19 protein-coding genes are annotated in these 19,409 nt (G+C 50.4%); 17 read left to right on the forward strand and 2 right to left on the reverse strand.

Annotated elements, in window-relative coordinates; genetic code table 11:
• The first annotated feature begins 233 nt into the window (after nucleotides 1-233).
• From A3848_RS18035 to holA, 4 genes are all read left to right on the forward strand, one after another.
• Nucleotides 234-782 carry an RNA polymerase sigma factor gene (locus tag A3848_RS18035; protein ID WP_074086301.1) on the forward strand — a complete coding sequence of 183 codons (549 nt, stop codon included), beginning with the start codon at nucleotides 234-236 and terminating at the stop codon, nucleotides 780-782.
• Complete coding sequence (locus A3848_RS18040; protein ID WP_074086302.1) at nucleotides 779-2,020, forward strand: anti-sigma factor; 1,242 nt, start codon at nucleotides 779-781, stop codon at nucleotides 2,018-2,020. Before A3848_RS18035 ends, A3848_RS18040 begins: the two co-directional genes overlap by 4 nt.
• A gap of 67 nt (nucleotides 2,021-2,087) precedes the next feature.
• The gene (locus tag A3848_RS32405; protein ID WP_167374627.1) at nucleotides 2,088-2,249 is read left to right on the forward strand and encodes a hypothetical protein; all 162 of its coding nucleotides are present in this window, start codon (nucleotides 2,088-2,090) and stop codon (nucleotides 2,247-2,249) included.
• Between the two features lie 54 nt (nucleotides 2,250-2,303).
• A complete protein-coding gene (gene holA / locus A3848_RS18045) occupies nucleotides 2,304-3,323 on the forward strand; it encodes a DNA polymerase III subunit delta (protein WP_074086303.1) in 1,020 nt (339 codons plus the stop codon).
• A gap of 174 nt (nucleotides 3,324-3,497) precedes the next feature.
• Here the strand turns inward: holA and rpsT are convergent, their stop codons facing one another.
• Nucleotides 3,498-3,770 carry a 30S ribosomal protein S20 gene (gene rpsT, locus A3848_RS18050; protein WP_074086304.1) on the reverse strand — a complete coding sequence of 91 codons (273 nt, stop codon included), beginning with the start codon at nucleotides 3,768-3,770 and terminating at the stop codon, nucleotides 3,498-3,500.
• 179 nt (nucleotides 3,771-3,949) lie between these two features.
• On the opposite strand from rpsT, the gene gpr reads away from it, so the two are divergent.
• The 6 genes from gpr to A3848_RS18085 all read left to right on the forward strand — a co-directional run bounded on the left by gpr (nucleotide 3,950) and on the right by A3848_RS18085 (nucleotide 11,146).
• The gene (gpr, locus tag A3848_RS18055) at nucleotides 3,950-4,960 is read left to right on the forward strand and encodes a GPR endopeptidase (RefSeq protein WP_074086305.1); all 1,011 of its coding nucleotides are present in this window, start codon (nucleotides 3,950-3,952) and stop codon (nucleotides 4,958-4,960) included.
• A gap of 205 nt (nucleotides 4,961-5,165) precedes the next feature.
• Nucleotides 5,166-6,515: a stage II sporulation protein P gene (locus A3848_RS18060; protein WP_074086306.1), complete on the forward strand. Its 1,350-nt coding sequence runs from the start codon at nucleotides 5,166-5,168 to the stop codon at nucleotides 6,513-6,515.
• Nucleotides 6,516-6,542: 27 nt separating this feature from the next.
• Nucleotides 6,543-7,034, forward strand: a complete 492-nt coding sequence (locus A3848_RS18065) for a hypothetical protein (protein WP_074086307.1) — start codon at nucleotides 6,543-6,545, stop codon at nucleotides 7,032-7,034.
• A gap of 204 nt (nucleotides 7,035-7,238) precedes the next feature.
• Nucleotides 7,239-9,053 (forward strand): translation elongation factor 4, encoded by a 1,815-nt coding sequence (gene lepA, locus A3848_RS18070; protein WP_074086308.1) that lies wholly within the window; start codon nucleotides 7,239-7,241, stop codon nucleotides 9,051-9,053.
• Between the two features lie 336 nt (nucleotides 9,054-9,389).
• A complete protein-coding gene (gene hemW, locus A3848_RS18080) occupies nucleotides 9,390-10,562 on the forward strand; it encodes a radical SAM family heme chaperone HemW (RefSeq protein WP_074086309.1) in 1,173 nt (390 codons plus the stop codon).
• A 74-nt stretch (nucleotides 10,563-10,636) separates the two neighbouring features.
• Nucleotides 10,637-11,146, forward strand: coding sequence for an N-acetyltransferase (locus tag A3848_RS18085; RefSeq protein ID WP_143186285.1), 510 nt, complete (start codon nucleotides 10,637-10,639; stop codon nucleotides 11,144-11,146).
• A 177-nt stretch (nucleotides 11,147-11,323) separates the two neighbouring features.
• On the opposite strand, the gene A3848_RS18090 is transcribed toward A3848_RS18085, so the two are convergent.
• Entirely contained in the window at nucleotides 11,324-12,055 is a 732-nt protein-coding gene (locus A3848_RS18090; protein ID WP_074086310.1) for a hypothetical protein, read from the reverse strand.
• A 147-nt stretch (nucleotides 12,056-12,202) separates the two neighbouring features.
• On the opposite strand from A3848_RS18090, the gene A3848_RS18095 reads away from it, so the two are divergent.
• The 7 genes from A3848_RS18095 to A3848_RS18125 form a co-directional block, all read left to right on the forward strand.
• Entirely contained in the window at nucleotides 12,203-12,802 is a 600-nt protein-coding gene (locus tag A3848_RS18095) for a TetR/AcrR family transcriptional regulator (protein ID WP_074086311.1), read from the forward strand.
• Nucleotides 12,803-12,904: 102 nt separating this feature from the next.
• Nucleotides 12,905-13,723 carry an SDR family NAD(P)-dependent oxidoreductase gene (locus tag A3848_RS18100; RefSeq protein ID WP_074086312.1) on the forward strand — a complete coding sequence of 273 codons (819 nt, stop codon included), beginning with the start codon at nucleotides 12,905-12,907 and terminating at the stop codon, nucleotides 13,721-13,723.
• Nucleotides 13,724-13,856: 133 nt separating this feature from the next.
• The gene (hrcA, locus tag A3848_RS18105; protein ID WP_074086313.1) at nucleotides 13,857-14,888 is read left to right on the forward strand and encodes a heat-inducible transcriptional repressor HrcA; all 1,032 of its coding nucleotides are present in this window, start codon (nucleotides 13,857-13,859) and stop codon (nucleotides 14,886-14,888) included.
• 48 nt (nucleotides 14,889-14,936) lie between these two features.
• A complete protein-coding gene (grpE, locus tag A3848_RS18110; protein WP_256701702.1) occupies nucleotides 14,937-15,527 on the forward strand; it encodes a nucleotide exchange factor GrpE in 591 nt (196 codons plus the stop codon).
• A gap of 102 nt (nucleotides 15,528-15,629) precedes the next feature.
• Nucleotides 15,630-17,474, forward strand: a complete 1,845-nt coding sequence (gene dnaK, locus A3848_RS18115; protein ID WP_074086314.1) for a molecular chaperone DnaK — start codon at nucleotides 15,630-15,632, stop codon at nucleotides 17,472-17,474.
• Between the two features lie 119 nt (nucleotides 17,475-17,593).
• Complete coding sequence (gene dnaJ, locus A3848_RS18120) at nucleotides 17,594-18,718, forward strand: molecular chaperone DnaJ (RefSeq protein ID WP_074086315.1); 1,125 nt, start codon at nucleotides 17,594-17,596, stop codon at nucleotides 18,716-18,718.
• A 366-nt stretch (nucleotides 18,719-19,084) separates the two neighbouring features.
• On the forward strand, nucleotides 19,085-19,409 hold a 325-nt coding region (locus tag A3848_RS18125), incomplete at its 3' end, for a transposase (protein WP_143192423.1).

The raw sequence follows: 19,409 nt of genomic DNA on the forward strand, positions 1-19,409 counted from the left end.
AAAGATTCATTTACACAGCAGCCGGTTTGCACCTTAAAAGGGTACAGGCCGGCTGTTTTGCATCTTTTTGATTTCACTTTTGTTACAATCTTTCTATAAAAGAGTATTTGAATGATTGAAGCTTCCCCTGTATGCTTAGTAAGGATTATGGATACCGAAAAAATTGATTACAGGCTTGCAACAAATTCGCAGTCTTGCGCGTCAGTAAGATTGCATAGAGAGGGGGAACCTTCGTGGTGGAGCAGGGACTCATCAGAGCCGCTCAAGCGGGCGATCGCGACGCTCTAATCACCCTATTGCGAGAAATTGAAGGGCATGTATATAAGACGGCCTTCTACATTCTGCATAATGAACAGGATGCTTTGGATGCTTCACAGGAGGCGCTTATCCGCGTGTATACCAAAATAGGTTCTTACGAGGAAAAAGCCCAGTTCAAAACATGGGTACAGCGGATCGTGACCAACATATGTATTGATAAGTTCAGAAGAACGAAACCAACGGTTTCCATTGATGAACATGAGATGGTGTTTCCGGATACACATAATGTGGAACGTGAAGTGTTGTCCGGTTATCTGGCAGAGGATATACGGGAGGCGATAGATCAGCTTCCGGAACATCACCGTACGGTAATCGTACTGAGGTATTTGCAGGATTTTTCTTACAACGAGATTGCAGATTCGCTGGACCTGCCCTTGAATACAGTGAAATCGTACCTGTTCAGGGCTAGGCAGCAACTGCAGAATAGACTTCAGGAGTATCAGAAAGGTGGTGTATCAGGATGAAATGCGCGGAGGTGATGGAATGGATGCACCGCTATCTGGATCATGACTTAAGCCAAGAAGAAATCATAGAAATGTTCCGTCATATCGACAATTGTCCCTCGTGCGCGGATGTTTTTGACCGTCTGAATGTGCTTTCCCAGCAACTTGAGCAGCTTCCGGACGTGAAGCCACCTTTCAGTCTGGTTGATTCGATTTTGCCTCGGCTTGACGAGCTGGATCGTAGTGCCGACCAGGAACCGGTCATGACGAGTACAGAAGAATCGAAGGTTGTTCCGTTCACCCGTAAAAGCACCCGTGGCAAATTCTCCAAGGGCTCATCCCTGGCAACACGGACAGGCATCGGCGCAGTGGCGGCGGCAGTGATACTGCTTATAGCTATTTTTAACATGCCTGACAGTATGCCGGCAGCAGATGTGGATGTGGCACTCAATCAGACTGCAGATACAAACTCTGGACAGACTATGCAAAAGACTGAAGAGGCGGCAGGATCTGAACCGGGTGCAGTACAGGACGGCAGCGGGGATAGCGTAAATGGCGCAGATAGGGCGGCAGGGATTACAGAACAGAAAAATAATACGTTTTCGGCTTCCGGGAACAATACTTCCGGCGGTGCTGATGAGATGGTGACTTCATCTACGGCACCAACTCCGGATTCCCCGGCGGTTACACCTGACCCAACCAAACAGCCGGCATCCTTCAAGCGGCAGATCATAGCGGAGCCTGACAAGGACCCTGCCACACCTGCGGTAGAGGATATGAAGATTAGCACTTCTGGTCCGGATACCAGCGGAGCTAAGGATTCTCAGGACAGCCCGCCAAAAGGCGAAGCCGGAGCGAATAATTCCATCAGCGAGTCGCAGCAGTTTCCTTCATCGGAAGAAGCCGGGGTGATGGGCTTGCGCTCGGCACTGGTCGCACCCTCGCCTTTGACATCGCCTGACGGTCGTTTTGGCGCTGAGCTCGCAGGACAGCAGCTTGTACTCTATGCCATACCGGAAGGCGCTGCGAGAGACGATTGGACGGTGCTGACATCACTTCCCCTGGAGGGGGAATGGGTGTCCGGCCAATGGTCGGAAGATAGCCGTGTGTTCACTTATGTGACCCTGAAGAACGGCAATCAAATGACCAAGAGCTATACCGTCCCGGATTCGGTAGTATCTGCGGCACCATCCGGTTCACCATCAGCTTCTTCTACAGCACCTGCGGCTACTCCGGACGCGGCAACGTCTACAAAATAATCGCAGAGTGGAACTTTTTACTCGGTATAGGAATATACTATAGTAAGAGGACAGGAGCTACAGGGTCGTGAGAACCATCGGTATGACCGTCGGCTGGAAAGTTTCTAGAGCTTTTCCTACCGTCGTTTATATAGATGCGCCGCGGAAACGGAGCAACTTTGGCAATGCTGCCGGAGTTGCTCCGTTTTTGCGCAGATATCTGCCGTCTCCACTAGATGTCTATGTTTAAAGATGCTTTTTTGTTACAATATTCAAAGACTGAAATGGAAAAGGAAGTGGCGGAATGGATGCCAAAACGGCGGCCAAAGACATCAAACAAGGAAATGTTTCGCCACTCTACGTACTGTACGGCAGCGAGAAGTTCCGGATGAATGAATTTGCGGCTTTTCTGGAGGATCATCTGATTGCCAAAGAGGACCGGGATTTTGCTGTCATTCCCTTTGATCTTTCCGAGACGCCGGTGCAGGCGGTTGTGGAAGAAGCGGAGACTGTGCCGTTTATGGTGGAGCGGAAGCTGCTGCTGGTGCGTGACGCCTCCCTGTTCACTGCAGGAAAAGATAATGCCAAAATCGAACATCGCATAGAAGTTCTCAGTGAATATATGCAGCATCCGGCAGAGTTCAGTGTGATCGTCTTCATGGTCAATAATGACAAGCTGGATGAACGGAAAAAAATCGTTAAGACAGCCAAGGCTGCTGGGACTGTGCTTGCCTTCAATCCTTTAGGCGCAGAGGAACTGCTGCGCTGGGTCGAGAAGGGATTGCGGGACCGGGGCTGCGTGTCGGCACCGGGTGCCGCTGCGGCTCTTGTGGCCAATGCCGGAACAGGGCTACAGGGATTGTCGGCGGAAATGGACAAGCTGAGCCTGTTCGCAGGCAAGGGCGGGACCGTGGACGCCGCAGCAATTGAGAGCCTTGTACACCGCGGGACCGAACAGAACGTGTTCACGCTGGTAGAGGATATCGCCAATCTGCGCCTGGACAAGGCGCTGAATACACTCTATGAGCTGCTGAAGCAGCGTGAAGAGCCTATTAAGATTGCGGCGCTGATTGCGAGGCAGTTTCGGATGATTTTGCAGGTGAAGGATCTGTCTGCCCAGAGCTACTCACAAGGCCAGATCGCCTCCCAACTGGGGCTGCATCCGTATGCCGTCAAGCTTGCCGGTGAACAAGCTCATAAGTTCGAGAGCCAGCGGCTGCGGCAGATTCTCAGCTTTCTGGCTGACCTGGACTACCAGATGAAGACAGGGGCTATCGACAAGGTGCTAGGTTTGGAGATGTTCATGTTACGGCTGGGAGCCTAAAGGTGAACCGGTGATTTCTCAAGATTGTAATAACAACAAAAGCCTGCTCCGCAGCGTATGAACGCTAACGGGCAGGCTTTTGTTGGCTATTTCTGCTGAAAAACAAAAAAACCTAACCGTATGCAGCATAGCGGTCAGGTTCTTATAGTGCTCATTATTAATGTCGCCCTTGGCTTAGGCTTGAGCCTTAAGAGCGTTCAATTTCTTCGCCAAGCGGGATTTTTTGCGGGCAGCCGCATTTTTATGAACCAGGCCTTTAGTTACAGCCTTGTCCAGCTTTTTGGAAGCAGCTTGGAAAGCAGCTTGAGCAGTTTCCACTTCAGTACCAGTCAGAGCTACATCAGCAGTTTTCACAGCTGTACGAAGCGCGGATTTCTGGGAAGCGTTCAGTGCACGGCGTTTTTCGGCCGTCTTGACGCGTTTTACCGCGGATTTGATATTTGGCATTGCATTCACCTCCTGAAAGACATTCGAAATCATCAAATGATTCACAACTTAAAATAGTTTAGCATGACCGCACACAAAATGCAAGACTAATGCTTTTAATTTAACCCATTTCGGCTTGAATAAAGCAAGGCCTTCACTCGCACACTATCATCAATATGGATAAGGAGGCTGAACTAATAATGGAACTGGATCTTCAGCTATATTCGGTACGCACAGATTTGGCGCTGGAAGCCAAAGAGATGGCTCAGGGACCGCAAAAAACGCCTATTCCCGGTGTAAACGAAGAGGTAGAGGAAGCGGATGGCATTAAGGTCACCCGTCTTGCTGTAGCGAATAATGCAGGCTCACAGGCCATTGGACGCGCCATAGGAAACTACGTGACGCTGGAGGTTCCGGCACTTCGCGGCGGCGACACTGGTCTTTCGCAGAAGGTATCCGTGGTTTTTGCCAGAGAATTTGAACAGTTCATGGACAGAATCGGTATTGACCGCGACTCGTCGGTGCTGATTGTCGGCCTTGGCAACTGGAATGTGACTCCGGATTCACTGGGACCGCTCGTTGTGGAGAATTCGCTGGTTACACGCCAGTTCTACGAGCTGGTTCCCGATCAAGTCTCTCCGGGTTACCGCAAGGTGAGCGCAATTGCACCAGGTGTGCTGGGGCTGACCGGTATTGAATCCAGTGAAGTGGTCCAGGGAATCGTGGACCGTACGAAGCCCGACGTGATTATCGCGATAGATGCACTGGCATCCCGTTCACTGGAACGAATTAATACGACCATTCAAATCGCCGATATCGGCATCCATCCCGGTTCCGGAATTGGCAATAAACGCCGGGGGCTAACCAAGGAAATTCTCGGGATTCCCTGTATTGCGATCGGCGTTCCTACCGTCTGCTATGCTTCAACCATCGTGAATAATGTGCTGGAGATGATGAGCAGGCATTTCGGGCAGGTTGGAGCCGGAGCCGCCCACACCAAAGAAATTATGGGCATGCTGGACGACATCTCTGAACAGGAACGGCTGTCGCTCGTCAAAGAAGTGCTGGAACCGCTCGGACATGATCTGATTGTTACGCCGAAGGAAATTGATGAATTTATCGAAGAAATCGCCAACATCGTAGCCAGCGGACTGAATGCTGCGTTGCATGAAGCTGTGGATCCGGGCAACGTGGGGGCGTATACCCACTGAGAACTGCCCTTCGGTATACTATGCCTGCCCAGTCTGCCTGCCGGCTGCGGTTGGGCTTTTTTTTTGCTGGATGAACAATACTTTATTAAGAGGGACTGGTTAAACAGGTCTTCCTTTTCTCTCATTTCAGGTTCTACCATTCCTCTTCCGCTCATAGATTGGGAGTATAAGAGATTACAGAGGGCTGGAGGAGGACATAACAATAATGAACAGAAAATGGTTTCAGCTATGGAATATCGGCCGGCTGCGGGGGAAGCTGTTGGATATTCTGTCGCTGGGGAGAACAATGCTGCTGCTGGCCGGAGGTTCGCTTGTGTTTTTTATGCTGCTTGGAGCCGGTGGATTGGCCGGTCAAAAGCTGAACTCTTCACCCATTCCCTCAATGAAAGGGTTGGCAGCTTCCTTATCCAGCGGGTTTTTTATGGAACTGCTCGGTATGGAGGTTCCCCACCTGCCGAAAGGTGAAGAGCCGTCTGCATTTTCGGGTAAAAACGTAACCTCCTTCGTCTTTCGGATGCTGACCAGTGTGGACCCCGGCGACCCGAAAAGCCTGCTCTCCCGTGAGGTTCCGGGCCTGGCTGCGGATGATCCGTTTCTGCTGCGTCTGGGCTCTGGCGGGGCTAAGGATGCTCCCGCGGACTACCATCCGGGAACGGATGAGCTGGCAACTGGAGATACCGGTGGGAATGGTAAAGGGGATGAGACAGGAACAGAAGCGGGGTCAGGCGGAACAGAACCTGCGAGTGACGGATCGGACGAGCCGGATGGCGGTGAAACGGCCGCGCCGCAGCCTGAGCCTTCCATCGCACCGGATTCATCAGGCGGCAACGACAGTCAGGTCTCACCCGGCAACAGCCAGGATACTTCGATCAAACGGATCTTAATCTATCATTCCCATCCCCGCGAGGCCTATAATCCGCTGCTGGGGGTAGAGAGTGACAATCCAAGCTCCGCTATACCTTCCAAAAATGTAATGCTGGTAGGCTCATATATTACCAAAAGACTGGAGCAGCGCGGAATTGGTACTGTTCATAAACAAGAAGATTACGCCACAAAGGTACCGGATTATAATTGGAACTTTTCCTATAAATATTCAAGAATGACTGTCAAGGCTGTGCTAAGTGCCAACCAGGAAATGAACGAAATGATTGATATCCATCGTGATTCGCAGCGGCATGGCAAAACCACAGCCGTCATAGAGGGAAAAAGTTACGCTCAGGTGTATTTTATCCTCGGTCATGCGAATAAAGATTGGAAGAGGAATGAGGCGTTCGCCAACAAAATTCATCAGCTGCTCGAAAAAAACTATCCGGGTGTTTCCCGTGGCATCTGGGGCAAGTCCTCCGGGAATGGCAATAATGGTGAGTATAATCAGACTCTTTCTCCTAACAGTGTATTAATTGAGGTGGGCGGTATCGACAATTCTGCAGATGAACTGAAGCGGACGGCGGATATTTTGGCGGATGCTATCGCCGATGTGTACTGGAGCAGCCATGATGCGGAGAAAGCGGCGGCACCTGATGCCGGAGCAGACACCGGGAAGCAGAGTGACTGATTCGTAAAGTAGAAAGGAGTGCATGAGATGTCGCGGTTTGGTAAAAAACTGGTCGTAGTCGGCATATCGTTGGGGATCGGCATATTGGCAGGCATGCAGTTCAGCAGCAGCTTGGGTACAAATGCTTCTACAGTACTGCCTGGCTGGAATGGTGCAACCGGGACAGCTCAAACTGCCCCTGCTGGCCAGAAGACTAAGGCGCATTCTGTCCCAGTGGCAGGTTTGACGCAAGGCGGGCAAGCCTATATGTATGTTCCTGTGGTTGTAGACCCGGTTACTGGCGCGTACTCGGTTGTCCCGGTGCAGCCGCAAACCCCTGCGGGCCAGAGCGCAGCCGGCAATCTGCCGCAGCAGGAGGTTCAGGACTACAGCAGTATGAGTCCGGAACAGATTCTTATCCCTGAAGAGCAGAAGCCCACAGTGGACAAGCTTGCCGACAAAACAGCGGGGCTGCTGCAAGAAGCGTCACAAAAGAGCATCCGCTGGGTGGTCTCGCTGTTCGATTCCGCGGAGAAATAGACTGACTCGGACCCCGCAATGCGGCCCATGTGAATTCTTGATTCGTTCAAAAAAGCGGATTCACCTCCCTCAGGGGATGGAGAATCCGCTTTTTTCTCTGCCGCAGACCTTTTCTTGGAGCGTTCGGGGCAGGCGGGATTGATGGGTGAAGCGCGTACTGTTATAATAAGTGGATTAACATTAGGCTGTCTGTGGGGGTAAGGAATGACTGACGTTCAGAAAAGACAACAACAAATCCGCAATTTCTCGATTATTGCACATATAGACCATGGTAAATCGACACTGGCCGACCGCATTTTGGAATACACAGGCGCGCTTACTTCGCGCGAAATGCAGGAGCAGGTGCTGGACCAGATGGATCTGGAGCGCGAACGCGGCATCACCATCAAGCTGCAGGCTGTGCGCTTGACCTATCGTGCCGATGATGGACAGGATTATTATCTCAACCTGATTGACACACCGGGGCATGTCGATTTCACGTATGAAGTTTCCCGCAGTCTTGCGGCCTGTGAAGGCGCACTTCTGGTGGTAGACGCTGCACAGGGAATTGAAGCCCAGACCCTGGCCAACGTATATCTGGCGCTGGACAACAACCTGGAAATTCTGCCGGTTATCAACAAGATTGACCTGCCGAATGCTGATCCTGACCGGGTGAAGCAGGAAATTGAGGATGTCATCGGACTGGATACCAGCGAAGCAGTACTTGCTTCCGCCAAAGCCGGTATCGGCATCAAGGAAATTCTGGAACAGGTAGTGAAGCAGGTTCCTGCACCCACCGGAAATTCCGAAGAACCGCTGAAGGCGCTGATTTTTGACTCTCACTATGATCCGTACAAAGGTGTTATCGTCTATGTGCGTGTTATTGATGGCAGTATCCGCGCCGGTTCGAAGATTAAGATGATGGCAACGGACAAGACCTTTGAGGTTATTGAGGTCGGTGCGTTCATGCCGCGTATGAGCATCGTATCCGAACTTAACATCGGTGATGTTGGTTTCATCGTAGCCGGAATCAAGCATGTCGGCGATACCCGCGTGGGTGATACCGTAACAGATGCCAAGAATCCGACACCGGAGCCGCTGCCGGGTTACCGCAAGATCAACCCGATGGTCTATTGTGGTCTCTATCCGATCGAAACCTCGGATTACAATGACTTGCGCGAAGCACTGGAGAAATTGCAGCTCAACGATGCTTCTCTCAGCTTTGAGCCGGAAAGCTCAAGCGCGCTGGGCTTTGGCTTCCGTTGCGGCTTCCTTGGACTCTTGCACATGGAGATTATTCAGGAGCGGATTGAGCGTGAATTCAATCTGCCGCTGATCACCACGGCACCAAGCGTAATTTACCGCATTAAGCTGACCAACGGTGAGATCATTCAGATCGACAACCCGTCGCATTATCCGGAGATTGGCACGATCGACTATATTGAAGAGCCGTATGTCAAAGCCGGAATCATTGTGCCGAATGATTACGTAGGTACGGTTATGGAGCTGTGCCAGAACAAACGCGGTGAATTCGTCAATATGGAGTATCTGGACACAAGCCGCGTCACCATCACATATGAGATTCCATTGTCCGAGATTGTCTATGACTTCTTTGACCAGCTGAAATCAGGAACGAAAGGCTATGCTTCCTACGATTATGAAGTATCGGGCTACCGCCAGTCGAACCTGGTTAAGATGGACATTCTGCTAAATAATGAGCAGGTGGATGCCTTGTCATTCATCGTCCACCGTGACCGCGCTTATAACCGCGGCCGCATCATTTGTGAGAAGCTGCGCGGGATCATTCCGCGGCAAATGTTCGAGGTGCCGATTCAGGCTTCTGTCGGAACAAAAGTCGTGGCCCGCGAGACCGTTAAGGCGATGCGCAAGAACGTGCTGGCCAAATGCTACGGCGGTGACATTTCGCGTAAGCGGAAGCTGCTGGAGAAGCAGAAGGAAGGCAAGAAGCGCATGAAGCAGGTCGGCAGCGTTGAAGTGCCGCAGGAAGCGTTCATGGCGGTGCTTAAGATTGACGAGTAGCTGTAAGGCGAGCTCTGGCTCGTACTGAGTAACAATCGCTAGTGTGTTCTGACGGGAAGCCTGATGGCTTCCCTTTTCTGGCTAAATAGCTTGAACTTTGAAATATACAACCAGGGAAAAGTGGCGGAAGAGAAGTTTGGAACTGTAGGAGCGAATGCGTCCGCCTTTGTCTGCGGATTTCCACCGCGAACAGCGGTACAAATCAAGAAATCTGCAGACAACAGCGGCCGGAAGTCCAAACATTCTCAGTAGTCACGACCATTCCCGAAGTAGAACAATCACAAGTTCAATCTATATAGATATATATTTTAATAATTTTGAACAAAGGAGACAGCTATGACAAACCTGAATAATGGCCGTCCCCCAGAGGCCGTATACATTCATATCCCTTTCTGCACCAATAAATGTTTTTACTGCGATTTCAATTCCTACGTCCTGAAGGATCAGCCGGTCATGGATTACCTGCAAGCGCTGGACCGGGAGATGGAACTTACGGTGAAGAATACTCCGCCTGGTGTGATCAAGACGATTTTTGTCGGCGGGGGAACACCTACGGTGCTGAAGCCGGATGAAATGGCCTATTTTCTAAAATCGGTCCGCACACATTTCCCCCAGTGGGATGAGAATATAGAGTTCTCTATGGAAGCTAACCCTGGTACCACAGATCAAGATAAGCTTGCAGTCATGAAGGAAGGCGGCGTCAACCGGGTCAGCTTTGGCGTACAGGCTTTTCAGAATGAACTGCTAAGCGGCATTGGGCGCATTCATAACGTGGATGATGTCTACCGCAGTCTGGAGAACGCGCGCAGTGTGGGTCTGCATAATCTGTCGGTAGATCTCATGTTCGGACTGCCGAACCAGACCGTCGATATGCTGAGGGAGAGTATAACCAAGGCACTGGAGCTGAATTTGCCGCATTATTCAATTTATAGCCTCAAGGTCGAGGAGAATACACTGTTCCATACCCTCTTCAACAAGAACAAGCTTCCGCTGCCCAGCGAAGAGGATGAACTGGAGATGTATCTCCTGCTGATGTCTACTATGGAAGCTGCAGGTTACGGGCAATATGAGATCAGCAACTTTGCCAAGCCGGGAATGGAGAGCCGCCACAATATTACGTATTGGCGTAATGAGGATTACTATGGCCTAGGGGCCGGGGCGCATGGATATGTGAAACGGCAGCGGCATATGAATATCAAGGGTGTGAATCCGTACATTGAAGCTTCACTTAAGGGACTGCCGCGTCTGGACAGCTTCAGGGTCTCCGAGCAGGAGGCGATGGAGGACTTCATGATGGTTGGCCTACGCATGCGTGAGGGTGTGTCGGATCAAGCGTTCCAGGCACAGTTCGGGAAGTCGCTGCAGGATATTTTTGGAGGATCGCTGAATAAAATGCTTGCCGCCGGCTTGCTCGAGCAGGATGGAGACATCTATCGTCTAAGCAAGCAGGGTATCCTGTTCGGGAACGATGTTTTCGGTGAATTTGTCGGGGCTTTGACAGAGGTTTAATTTTAAAATACCTCTTGAATTGTAATTCACTCTGTTGTATATTTATTCATATTAACAACAAGGGGTGAGTCAAAGTGCTTGTCAAAACGGAGAAGGTCCGCCAGTCGGCTCCTGCGGGAGACCACAAGGTGATATGCAGAAATGCTACGGTGGAGGATGTAGAGCCGCTGTATTTAATGATAGAAGAATACGCTCAGAGCGGAATTATGCTTCCCCGTTCCAGGCAAGCACTGACCCGCCAGATTGACCAGTTCGTGATTGCCGAATTAGACGGCAAATTCATCGGCTGCGGATCGCTGTTCAGACTGGGCGCTGATCTCGTAGAGGTCCGTTCGATCGGATTGCGTGATGAGGGTAAAGGCAAAGGCGTGGGCTCGATGATCCTGGAGAAGCTGACGGAAGAAGCCAAACGCCAGAAGATTCCCAAGATTATGGCGCTGACCTATGCAGTGGATTTTTTTCTCAGAAACGGCTTTACCGTCGTGGAGAAAGAGATTTTCCCGGAGAAGGTCTGGACCGATTGCGTGAACTGCAAGAAGCAGCATGCCTGCGATGAAATCGCCGTGCTGAAGAAGCTGGATTAATAACCGAGAGGCATTAGCCTTCGGGTTTACCTTATATAATACAAAACCACTTTTCTGCAGGCCGAAGCCGTTTGCGGAAGAGTGGTTTTTTTGATACTTTTGATAACCATCGAATGAATGAGGCCAAAGAAGAATTTGGCGGCAACGAACGTGAAGCTTATGCGTATAGCCGATGGGTTATTTCACATATATCAGCTTACGCTGCTCTTCCACCAGTCTTGCAAGTTCAGGTGTAGCATAACAGGAAGGATGGAAGGCTTCGAACATCGTGTTATATGTAATTCTTCTGCTGGAGCCATCGGTCATTTCAATTTCAAGCCAGTATTTATCTCCTACCCATTGTTTGGTCTCTTTCGACAACTGGTCAAACGGGATATATTTGAGCTTAGGATACTCCCGGATAAATACGGCGTTAGCCTCAGGTGTGAAATCTTTCAGAGGACTCCCGTCCATGCCGCTGGTAAAACGGACGGTCTTGATTTTGCCTTCAATATCAAGCAGGTCGTTCATCGTTTGGGCAGACGGATTATCGGTAGCCTCATACAGCCTTTCACCTGCCATTAACCGGGCCGAGGTTTTATACCCTTTTACTGCGTAGAGTGGTGTTCCCACTTCCAGCACTGTGGCGTCTCCATTCTGCATGGGATTGCGCGGACACTGATGATCGGCTTTGCGGTAGTTGATTTTACCGATACGGTCTCCTGTTTTCAACCCGCTGATGTCTCCGTCGTTATTATCCATGTAGGTAATGTCATTCCATCGGAGGACAGAAGCATAGTCTACATCACCGTAATAACATTTGTACGGCCCCATTTTCTCCGGCATCCCACCCGGCATGCAGCCTGACAGTATAAGAGCGGCCATCATCATGCTGAATACAGCGAGTAACCATCGTTTTAGTGACTTCATTTCACACCCCCATAAATAACAGACGAAGGAGTGGGGAATTGGTTGCGGAATGCATCCTGAAATATGGATTTATCTTGAATAAAATGTAACTCTGGTTTATCCTTTTAATTAGGACGTTCGTTCAATTTCATCAAGGATGGTAGTATTATGAATAAAAGGCATTATGATAGTGACGAGACCCGGTCACTCATTGCAGACAAAGCGGCGCGGCTCTTTGCGCAAAAAGGTTTTTCCGGAACTTCAATCGCTGATATTTCCAGAGAGTCCGGCTGCAGCAAAGGGCATATTTATTATCATTTTGAAAATAAAGAGAAGCTTTTTGTCTATCTCGCTCTGGAAACGATGCGTTCCTGGAAAGAACGGTGGGAGGAGGTTTCCGTAAATTATGGAACGGCTGTAGAGAAGCTCTACGCGATGGCTCATTTCGTCCAGAATAACTTTAAAACGCCGCTTTTGCAGGCTGGACAGGAATTAGGCAGCAACCCCGCGACTTCACCGGAGACAGTAGCACAACTGAGAGGGCTCGCTTCAACGCCTATGCATGCTTATTATGAAATATTCAAGCTGGGATTGGAGAACGGAGAATTCGATCTCACTGAAGCGGAGCTTACGTCTACGGGTTTCTTGTTCGGAACATTGCTCGGCGGGCTGTGTCAATATTTGTATACGATGGAGTCTATAGCGTTAGAGGGACTTTTTCAGCGCAGTGTGACTGTTTTTGTGGATGGGATTCGAAGTAAAGGGTAAAAGGCAGTAGTGCCTTCTGCTTAGTTAGATTAGAACGAACGTACTATTTTGTTCCGATGTGGTGAATTGATACACACATACATAGGTAAGGAGAGATGAGAAATGGTAAAGATTACACGGGTAGGGATCGTTACCGGAGGTGCTTCAGGTATTGGCAAGGCCTTGTGCAAAGAGCTTTTAACAAGAGGGGTGTACATTGTTATCGCTGATCTGAACGCGGAGGAAGGGCTCAGGACGGCGGCTGAACTTGAGCGGATGGGCGGGGAGTGCCGCTTCATTCCGGTGGATGTCACTGATGGAACTGCGGTAAAAGCAATGGTAGATGGTATTTACCGGGATTTTGGGCGTTTGGATTATATGTTCAACAATGCGGGAATTGCGATGTACGGGGAGATTGGGGATATGACACAGCAGAACTGGCAAAGGATCGTGGATGTAAATCTGTGGGGAGTCATTCATGGGGTGCAGGCAGCCTATCCTTTAATGATGAAGCAAGGTTTCGGGTACATAGCCAATACGGCTTCTGCAGCCGGTCTCGGACCTGCTCCTGGAAGTGGCGCTTATTCCGCGACCAAGCATGCGGTGGTGGGGCTGACGACTTCTCTGCATTATGAGGCAGAGGCATACGGTGTCAAGGTAAGCTGCTTGTGTCCGGCATTTGTCGACACGCCGATTTTTGAAAGCGGTGAGGCAGTACATATGGATAAGAAGAAAGTATTGATCCAGGTGAAAAAGCAAAAGCTTATGACACCCGAGTATTTTGCCGCTCTTGCGTGTAAAGGCTTGGAGAGAAATGAAGCGCTGGTGAACCCGATGCCGCTGCGCCGGACGATGGATATTATGTTTACGCTTTTTCCTTTTCTGCACCGCAAGGTAATGCAACTGGTCTGCCGTACAGCGCGGGAAGCCCGGCTCGGCTGAAATGGGCGAAGCGAAGATATTGAACTGACTTGACAATGCCAAGGTCAGTTTGGTATTTTTGTATTAGTGGTTAGCACTCATCTGACTAGAGTGCTAACGAATCGGGAGCCGCAGCCGACAGGAGGGGATTTGCATGTTAACCGAACGCCAGAGAATGATATTGAATGCCATCGTAGATGATTACATTACTTCTGCCGAGCCGGTTGGTTCGCGAAGCATTTCCAAACGGGGAGATGTAGGCTATAGTCCTGCAACCATCCGTAACGAAATGGCCGACTTGGAGGATCTGGGCTATCTGGAACAGCCTCATACTTCTGCAGGCCGGATTCCTTCCCATAAGGGCTACCGCTATTATGTGGACCATCTGGTTCCATGGAATTCGGCTGAATCGGCGGAAATGGGCACGATCCGTGAATTTTTTGCCGAGAAGCTTAATGCCACGGAGCAGGTTATCCAGCATGCGGCAATGATTCTATCTAATATGACGAATTACACTTCCATCCTTTTGGGGCCGGAGGTTTTTCATACTTCATTGCGCCATTTTCAGCTGCTGCCGCTGGATGACAATACCGCTGTGGCGATCATTGTTACAAGCACCGGCCAGGTAGAGAATAAGACCGTAAGTATTCCACCGGGAATTTCTCTGTCCGAGATGGAGAAAGTGGTTAACCTGCTCAACAGCAAGCTGGTGAATGTTCCGCTCTATAAGCTGAAGAGCCAGCTGTATTCCGAGCTTGGGGAGGAAATGCAGCGTCACATCTCCCACTATGAGGAATTAATGAAGGTACTGGACACGGCACTTGAAAGTGACCATGAACAGCGTATCTATCTCAGTGGAGCGACTAATATGCTTACCCAGCCGGAGTTCAAGGACGTCGATAAGGTGAAGAATATTCTCGACCTGCTGGAAGAAACGCCTACACTCCTCAAAATGCTTGCTCCCGCATCCGGGGGGACCGGAATGCAGGTGCGTATCGGCATGGAGAACAAGCATGAGGCTTTTGCCAACTGTAGTCTGATTACTGCCACGTACTCGCTGGACGGGAAAGCGCTTGGGAGCATTGGTATCCTGGGTCCGACCCGGATGGAATATGCGCGCGTAATGGGCATACTGGGGATTCTGTCCCGGGATTTGACAGCGATGCTGGCACACTGGTATAAGTGAACAGAGCGTAATTGATTTCGTGAATGATTTTAAGGAGGTGAAGACAACTTGAAAGAGGAAAAGATTCAGGATACAAATGAAATTAAGGATCAGGCAATACATGAGAATCAGGCTGCCGATGAGGCTGAAACAGCCCCTGAGAATGGTGCAGCAGCTTCGGAAGAGGCCTTCGAGGAGGCTTCGGGAACTGGAGAAGCAGCAAGACGCCTGCAGGAGCTGGCCGAAGAATATCAAGGACGTGCGCTGCGTGTGCAGGCCGATTTTGACAACTTCCGCCGCCGTACCCAGAAGGAAAAAGAGGAACTGGCACAGTATGCCACAGCCAAGCTGGTAGGTGAACTGATTCCGGTACTCGATAACTTCGAACGCGCAATTGCCACAGTTCCGGCCAGTCCGGAATTTGAGGCCTTTAACAAAGGTGTGAATATGATTTTCCAGCAGCTGGAAGGGATTTTGAAGTCTGAAGGCCTTACAGCCATGGAATCGGTAGGACAGCCTTTCAACCCTGAATACCATCAGGCCATCATGCAGGTGGAGAGCGAGGAGCACGAGGAAGGCATCGTGACGGAAGAGGTCCAAAAGGGCTATCTCCTGAAGGATAAGGTTCTTCGTCCAGCCATGGTCAAAGTCAGCATGTAGTCCTGTCTATATATGCCGGTTGTAAATGAGTTCCAATCCATTACTTAATAGAAAATCTAACTGGAGCCAAGGCTCCATATCATTTTGAGGAGGCACATTACTGTGAGTAAAGTTATCGGTATTGACTTAGGAACCACCAACTCTTGCGTGGCGGTTATGGAAGGCGGCGAAGCCGTCGTTATTCCAAATCCGGAAGGTGCGCGTACAACCCCATCGGTTGTAGGCTTCAAGAAAGACGGCGAGCGTATCGTCGGCGAAACAGCTAAACGCCAGGCCATTACGAATCCGGACCGCACCATCGCTTCCATCAAACGTCACATGGGCACGAACCACAAAGAAAGCATTGACGGCAAAGACTACTCTCCACAAGAGATCTCGGCCATGATTCTGCAAAAGCTGAAATCCGATGCTGAAGCTTATCTGGGCCAAACTGTTACTCAAGCGGTTATCACCGTTCCAGCCTACTTCAATGATAGCCAGCGTCAGGCAACCAAGGATGCAGGCAAAATTGCCGGTCTGGAAGTTCTGCGTATCGTGAACGAACCAACAGCAGCGGCTCTTGCATACGGTCTGGAGAAATCTGAAGACCAAACCATCCTCGTCTATGACCTTGGTGGTGGTACATTCGACGTATCCATTCTTGAACTGGGCGACGGCTTCTTCGAAGTAAAAGCTACAAGCGGTGACAACCGTCTTGGCGGCGACGACTTTGACCAAGTGGTTATGGACTTCCTCGTAGCTGAATTCAAAAAAGAGCAGGGCATTGACCTGAGCAAAGATAAAGCAGCAGTACAACGTCTGAAGGATGCCGCGGAAAAAGCGAAAAAAGAACTGTCCGGCGTACTGACTACTACGGTATCCCTTCCGTTCATCACGGTTGTTGACGGCGTGCCTCAGCACCTTGAAATCAACCTGACCCGTGCGAAATTCGACGAGCTGACTGCAGGTCTAGTTGAACGTACACTGGGACCTACCCGCCAAGCTTTGAGCGATGCAGGCATGACTCCTGCTGATCTGAACAGAATCGTACTCGTGGGCGGTTCCACACGTATTCCTGCCGTACAAGATGCGATCAAGAAGCTTACCGGTAAAGAGCCTCACAAAGGCGTTAATCCGGATGAAGTGGTAGCCCTTGGTGCAGCCGTTCAAGCGGGTGTATTGACTGGTGACGTAAAAGACGTGGTATTGCTTGACGTAACTCCACTGTCCCTGGGTATTGAAACTGCGGGTGGCGTGTTCACGAAGATGATCGAACGCAATACTACGATCCCTACAAGCAAATCGCAGGTCTTCTCGACCTTTGCCGACAACCAGCCAAGCGTGGAAATTCACGTACTGCAGGGTGAACGCCAGATGGCGAACGGCAACAAGACCCTGGGACGCTTCATGCTGAACGAGATTCCACCGGCACCACGCGGCGTACCGCAAATCGAAGTTACCTTCGATATTGACGCCAACGGTATCGTAAACGTATCGGCAACGGATAAGGGCACCAACAAGAGCCAGAAGATCACCATCACTTCTTCCAGCGGCCTGAGTGACGCAGAAGTAGAACAAATGATGAAGGATGCCGAGCTGCACGCTGAGGAAGACCGCAAGCGCAAAGAATTGGTAGAAGCGAAGAACTCCGCTGACCAACTCGTGTATTCTACAGATAAGGTAATCAAAGACCTGGGCGATAAAGTGGACGCTTCTGAAGTAGATAAAGCGAACGCTGCTAAGGATAAGCTGAAAGCTGCTCTGGAAACTGACAACCTGGAAGAAATCAACGCGGCTACAGAAGCGTTGACCGAGATTGTACAGCAATTGTCCGTGAAGCTGTATGAACAGGCGGCACAGGCTGAACAAGGCGCAGAAGGCGGCCAGGGAGCTTCTGAAGGCGCGAAGAAAGACAATGTTGTAGATGCTGACTACGAGGTTGTTGACGACGAGAAGAATCAAGGGTAACCTTAGACGATAAGTTTATTTTGAACGAAGGGAAGGTCAAGACCGGGGCATCCCGTGTTTTGACTTTCCTTTTAACATGTAACAGGGAGTTTGAGTATTGATGTACGGAGGTGAAAGCAGTGGCAGATAAACGCGATTATTATGAGATTCTGGGCCTCGGAAGAGATGCATCAGACGATGAAGTGAAGAAGGCGTACCGCAAGCTGGCGCGCCAGTACCACCCGGACGTCAATAAAGCCAGCGATGCGGAGGCTAAATTCAAAGAAGTGAAGGAAGCCTACGATGTGCTTAGTGACGGCCAGCAGCGTGCACGGTATGACCAGTATGGTCATATGGATCCCAATCAGGGAATGGGCGGCGGCTTTGGCGGCGGTGGCGGTGATTTCGGAGGGCTTGGCGATATTTTCGATATGTTCTTCGGCGGCGGTGGCCGTCGTGATCCGAACGCTCCGCAGCGCGGCGGAGACTTGCAGTACACCATGACCATTGAGTTCAAGGAAGCGGTATTCGGCAAAGAAACCGACATCACCATTCCACGCACGGAAACCTGCGATACCTGCTTCGGCTCCGGTGCCAAACCCGGAACCAAACCGGAAACCTGCTCCGTATGCCATGGCAGCGGCCAACAGGAGTTCGTTCAGAACACACCGCTTGGACAAATGCGAAACCGCCGTCCTTGCTCTAATTGCTCAGGCACTGGTAAAATCATTAAGGAAAAATGTACAACATGCGCTGGCCAAGGCAAAGTCAAGAAACAGCGTAAGATTCATGTCCGTATTCCGGGCGGCGTTGATGACGGTGCACAGCTGCGCATGACCGGCGAAGGCGAAGGCGGTACACGCGGCGGTCCGGCAGGCGATTTGTACATTGTTATCCGTGTGAAGACGCATGATTTCTTCGTACGCGAGAACGATGATATTATGTGTGAGGTTCCATTAACATTTGCACAGGCAGCGCTTGGCGACGAGATTGAGATTCCAACCCTGACGGAAAAAGTAAAGCTCAAGATTCCGGCAGGCACACAGACCGGAACCTTCTTCCGGCTGAAAGGCAAAGGGGTTCCACATCTGCGCGGCTCAGGAACAGGGGATCAGCATGTACGGGTGATCGTCGTGACTCCTAGCAAGCTCAGTGATGAGCAGAAAGACCTGCTCCGCCAGTTTGCTTCTTACAATGGAGAAAACACACATGAGCAGGAGCAATCCTTCTTTGACCGTGTGAAGCGTGCATTTCGCGGCGACTGATTGTTGAAGGTTCTGAAGTTACAGCGATAAAATACCGATTTACACAAAGGGGGTGTCCCATAAGCCATGAAATGGCTACTTGGGACAGCCCTTCGTTTGTTTTTGGAGTCGGACAAACGTTGTGCTCCGTGAGGACGCTCCGCGAACGGACCGTTGTTCCAATCGCTCTTGTGTCCAGATTTTTTTTATTCCCCTTAGCGGTGAAAATCCGGACACAAAGGCGAACGCTATCGCTTTTCCACAATCGTTCCGTCCTCTCCGCTGTTTAAGCGGGAAACATCCTACAATATTTATAAAAACGCAAAAAAGAAACCACTCTTTTGGTAAAATGGAAGTGCGACCAACCATTTCAAAGGAGGGTTTCTTTTGTACATTCAATATACCATGGACCAACTTTGCTTGCCAATGGATTTAGAAGAAGATATCCCACCAAATCACCTCGTTCGTGTCGTGAACGCCGCCGTAAATCGACTCGACGACGCCCTCTTTGACGCGGCCTACCCTGGCGGTGGCCGCGACAGCTACCATCCTAAAATGCTGACCAAAGTCATTATCTATGCCTATACGCAGCGAATCTATTCCTCCCGGCAAATCGCCAAAGCGGTCCGAGAAAACATTCCCTTCATGTGGCTGGCTGGACGTCAACGTCCGAATTTTCGCACGCTCAATCGCTTTCGTTCTGAGCGGATGA

It is taken from the genome of Paenibacillus sp. P32E, assembly GCF_001909085.1.
Taxonomy (GTDB): domain Bacteria; phylum Bacillota; class Bacilli; order Paenibacillales; family Paenibacillaceae; genus Paenibacillus_AQ; species Paenibacillus_AQ helianthi.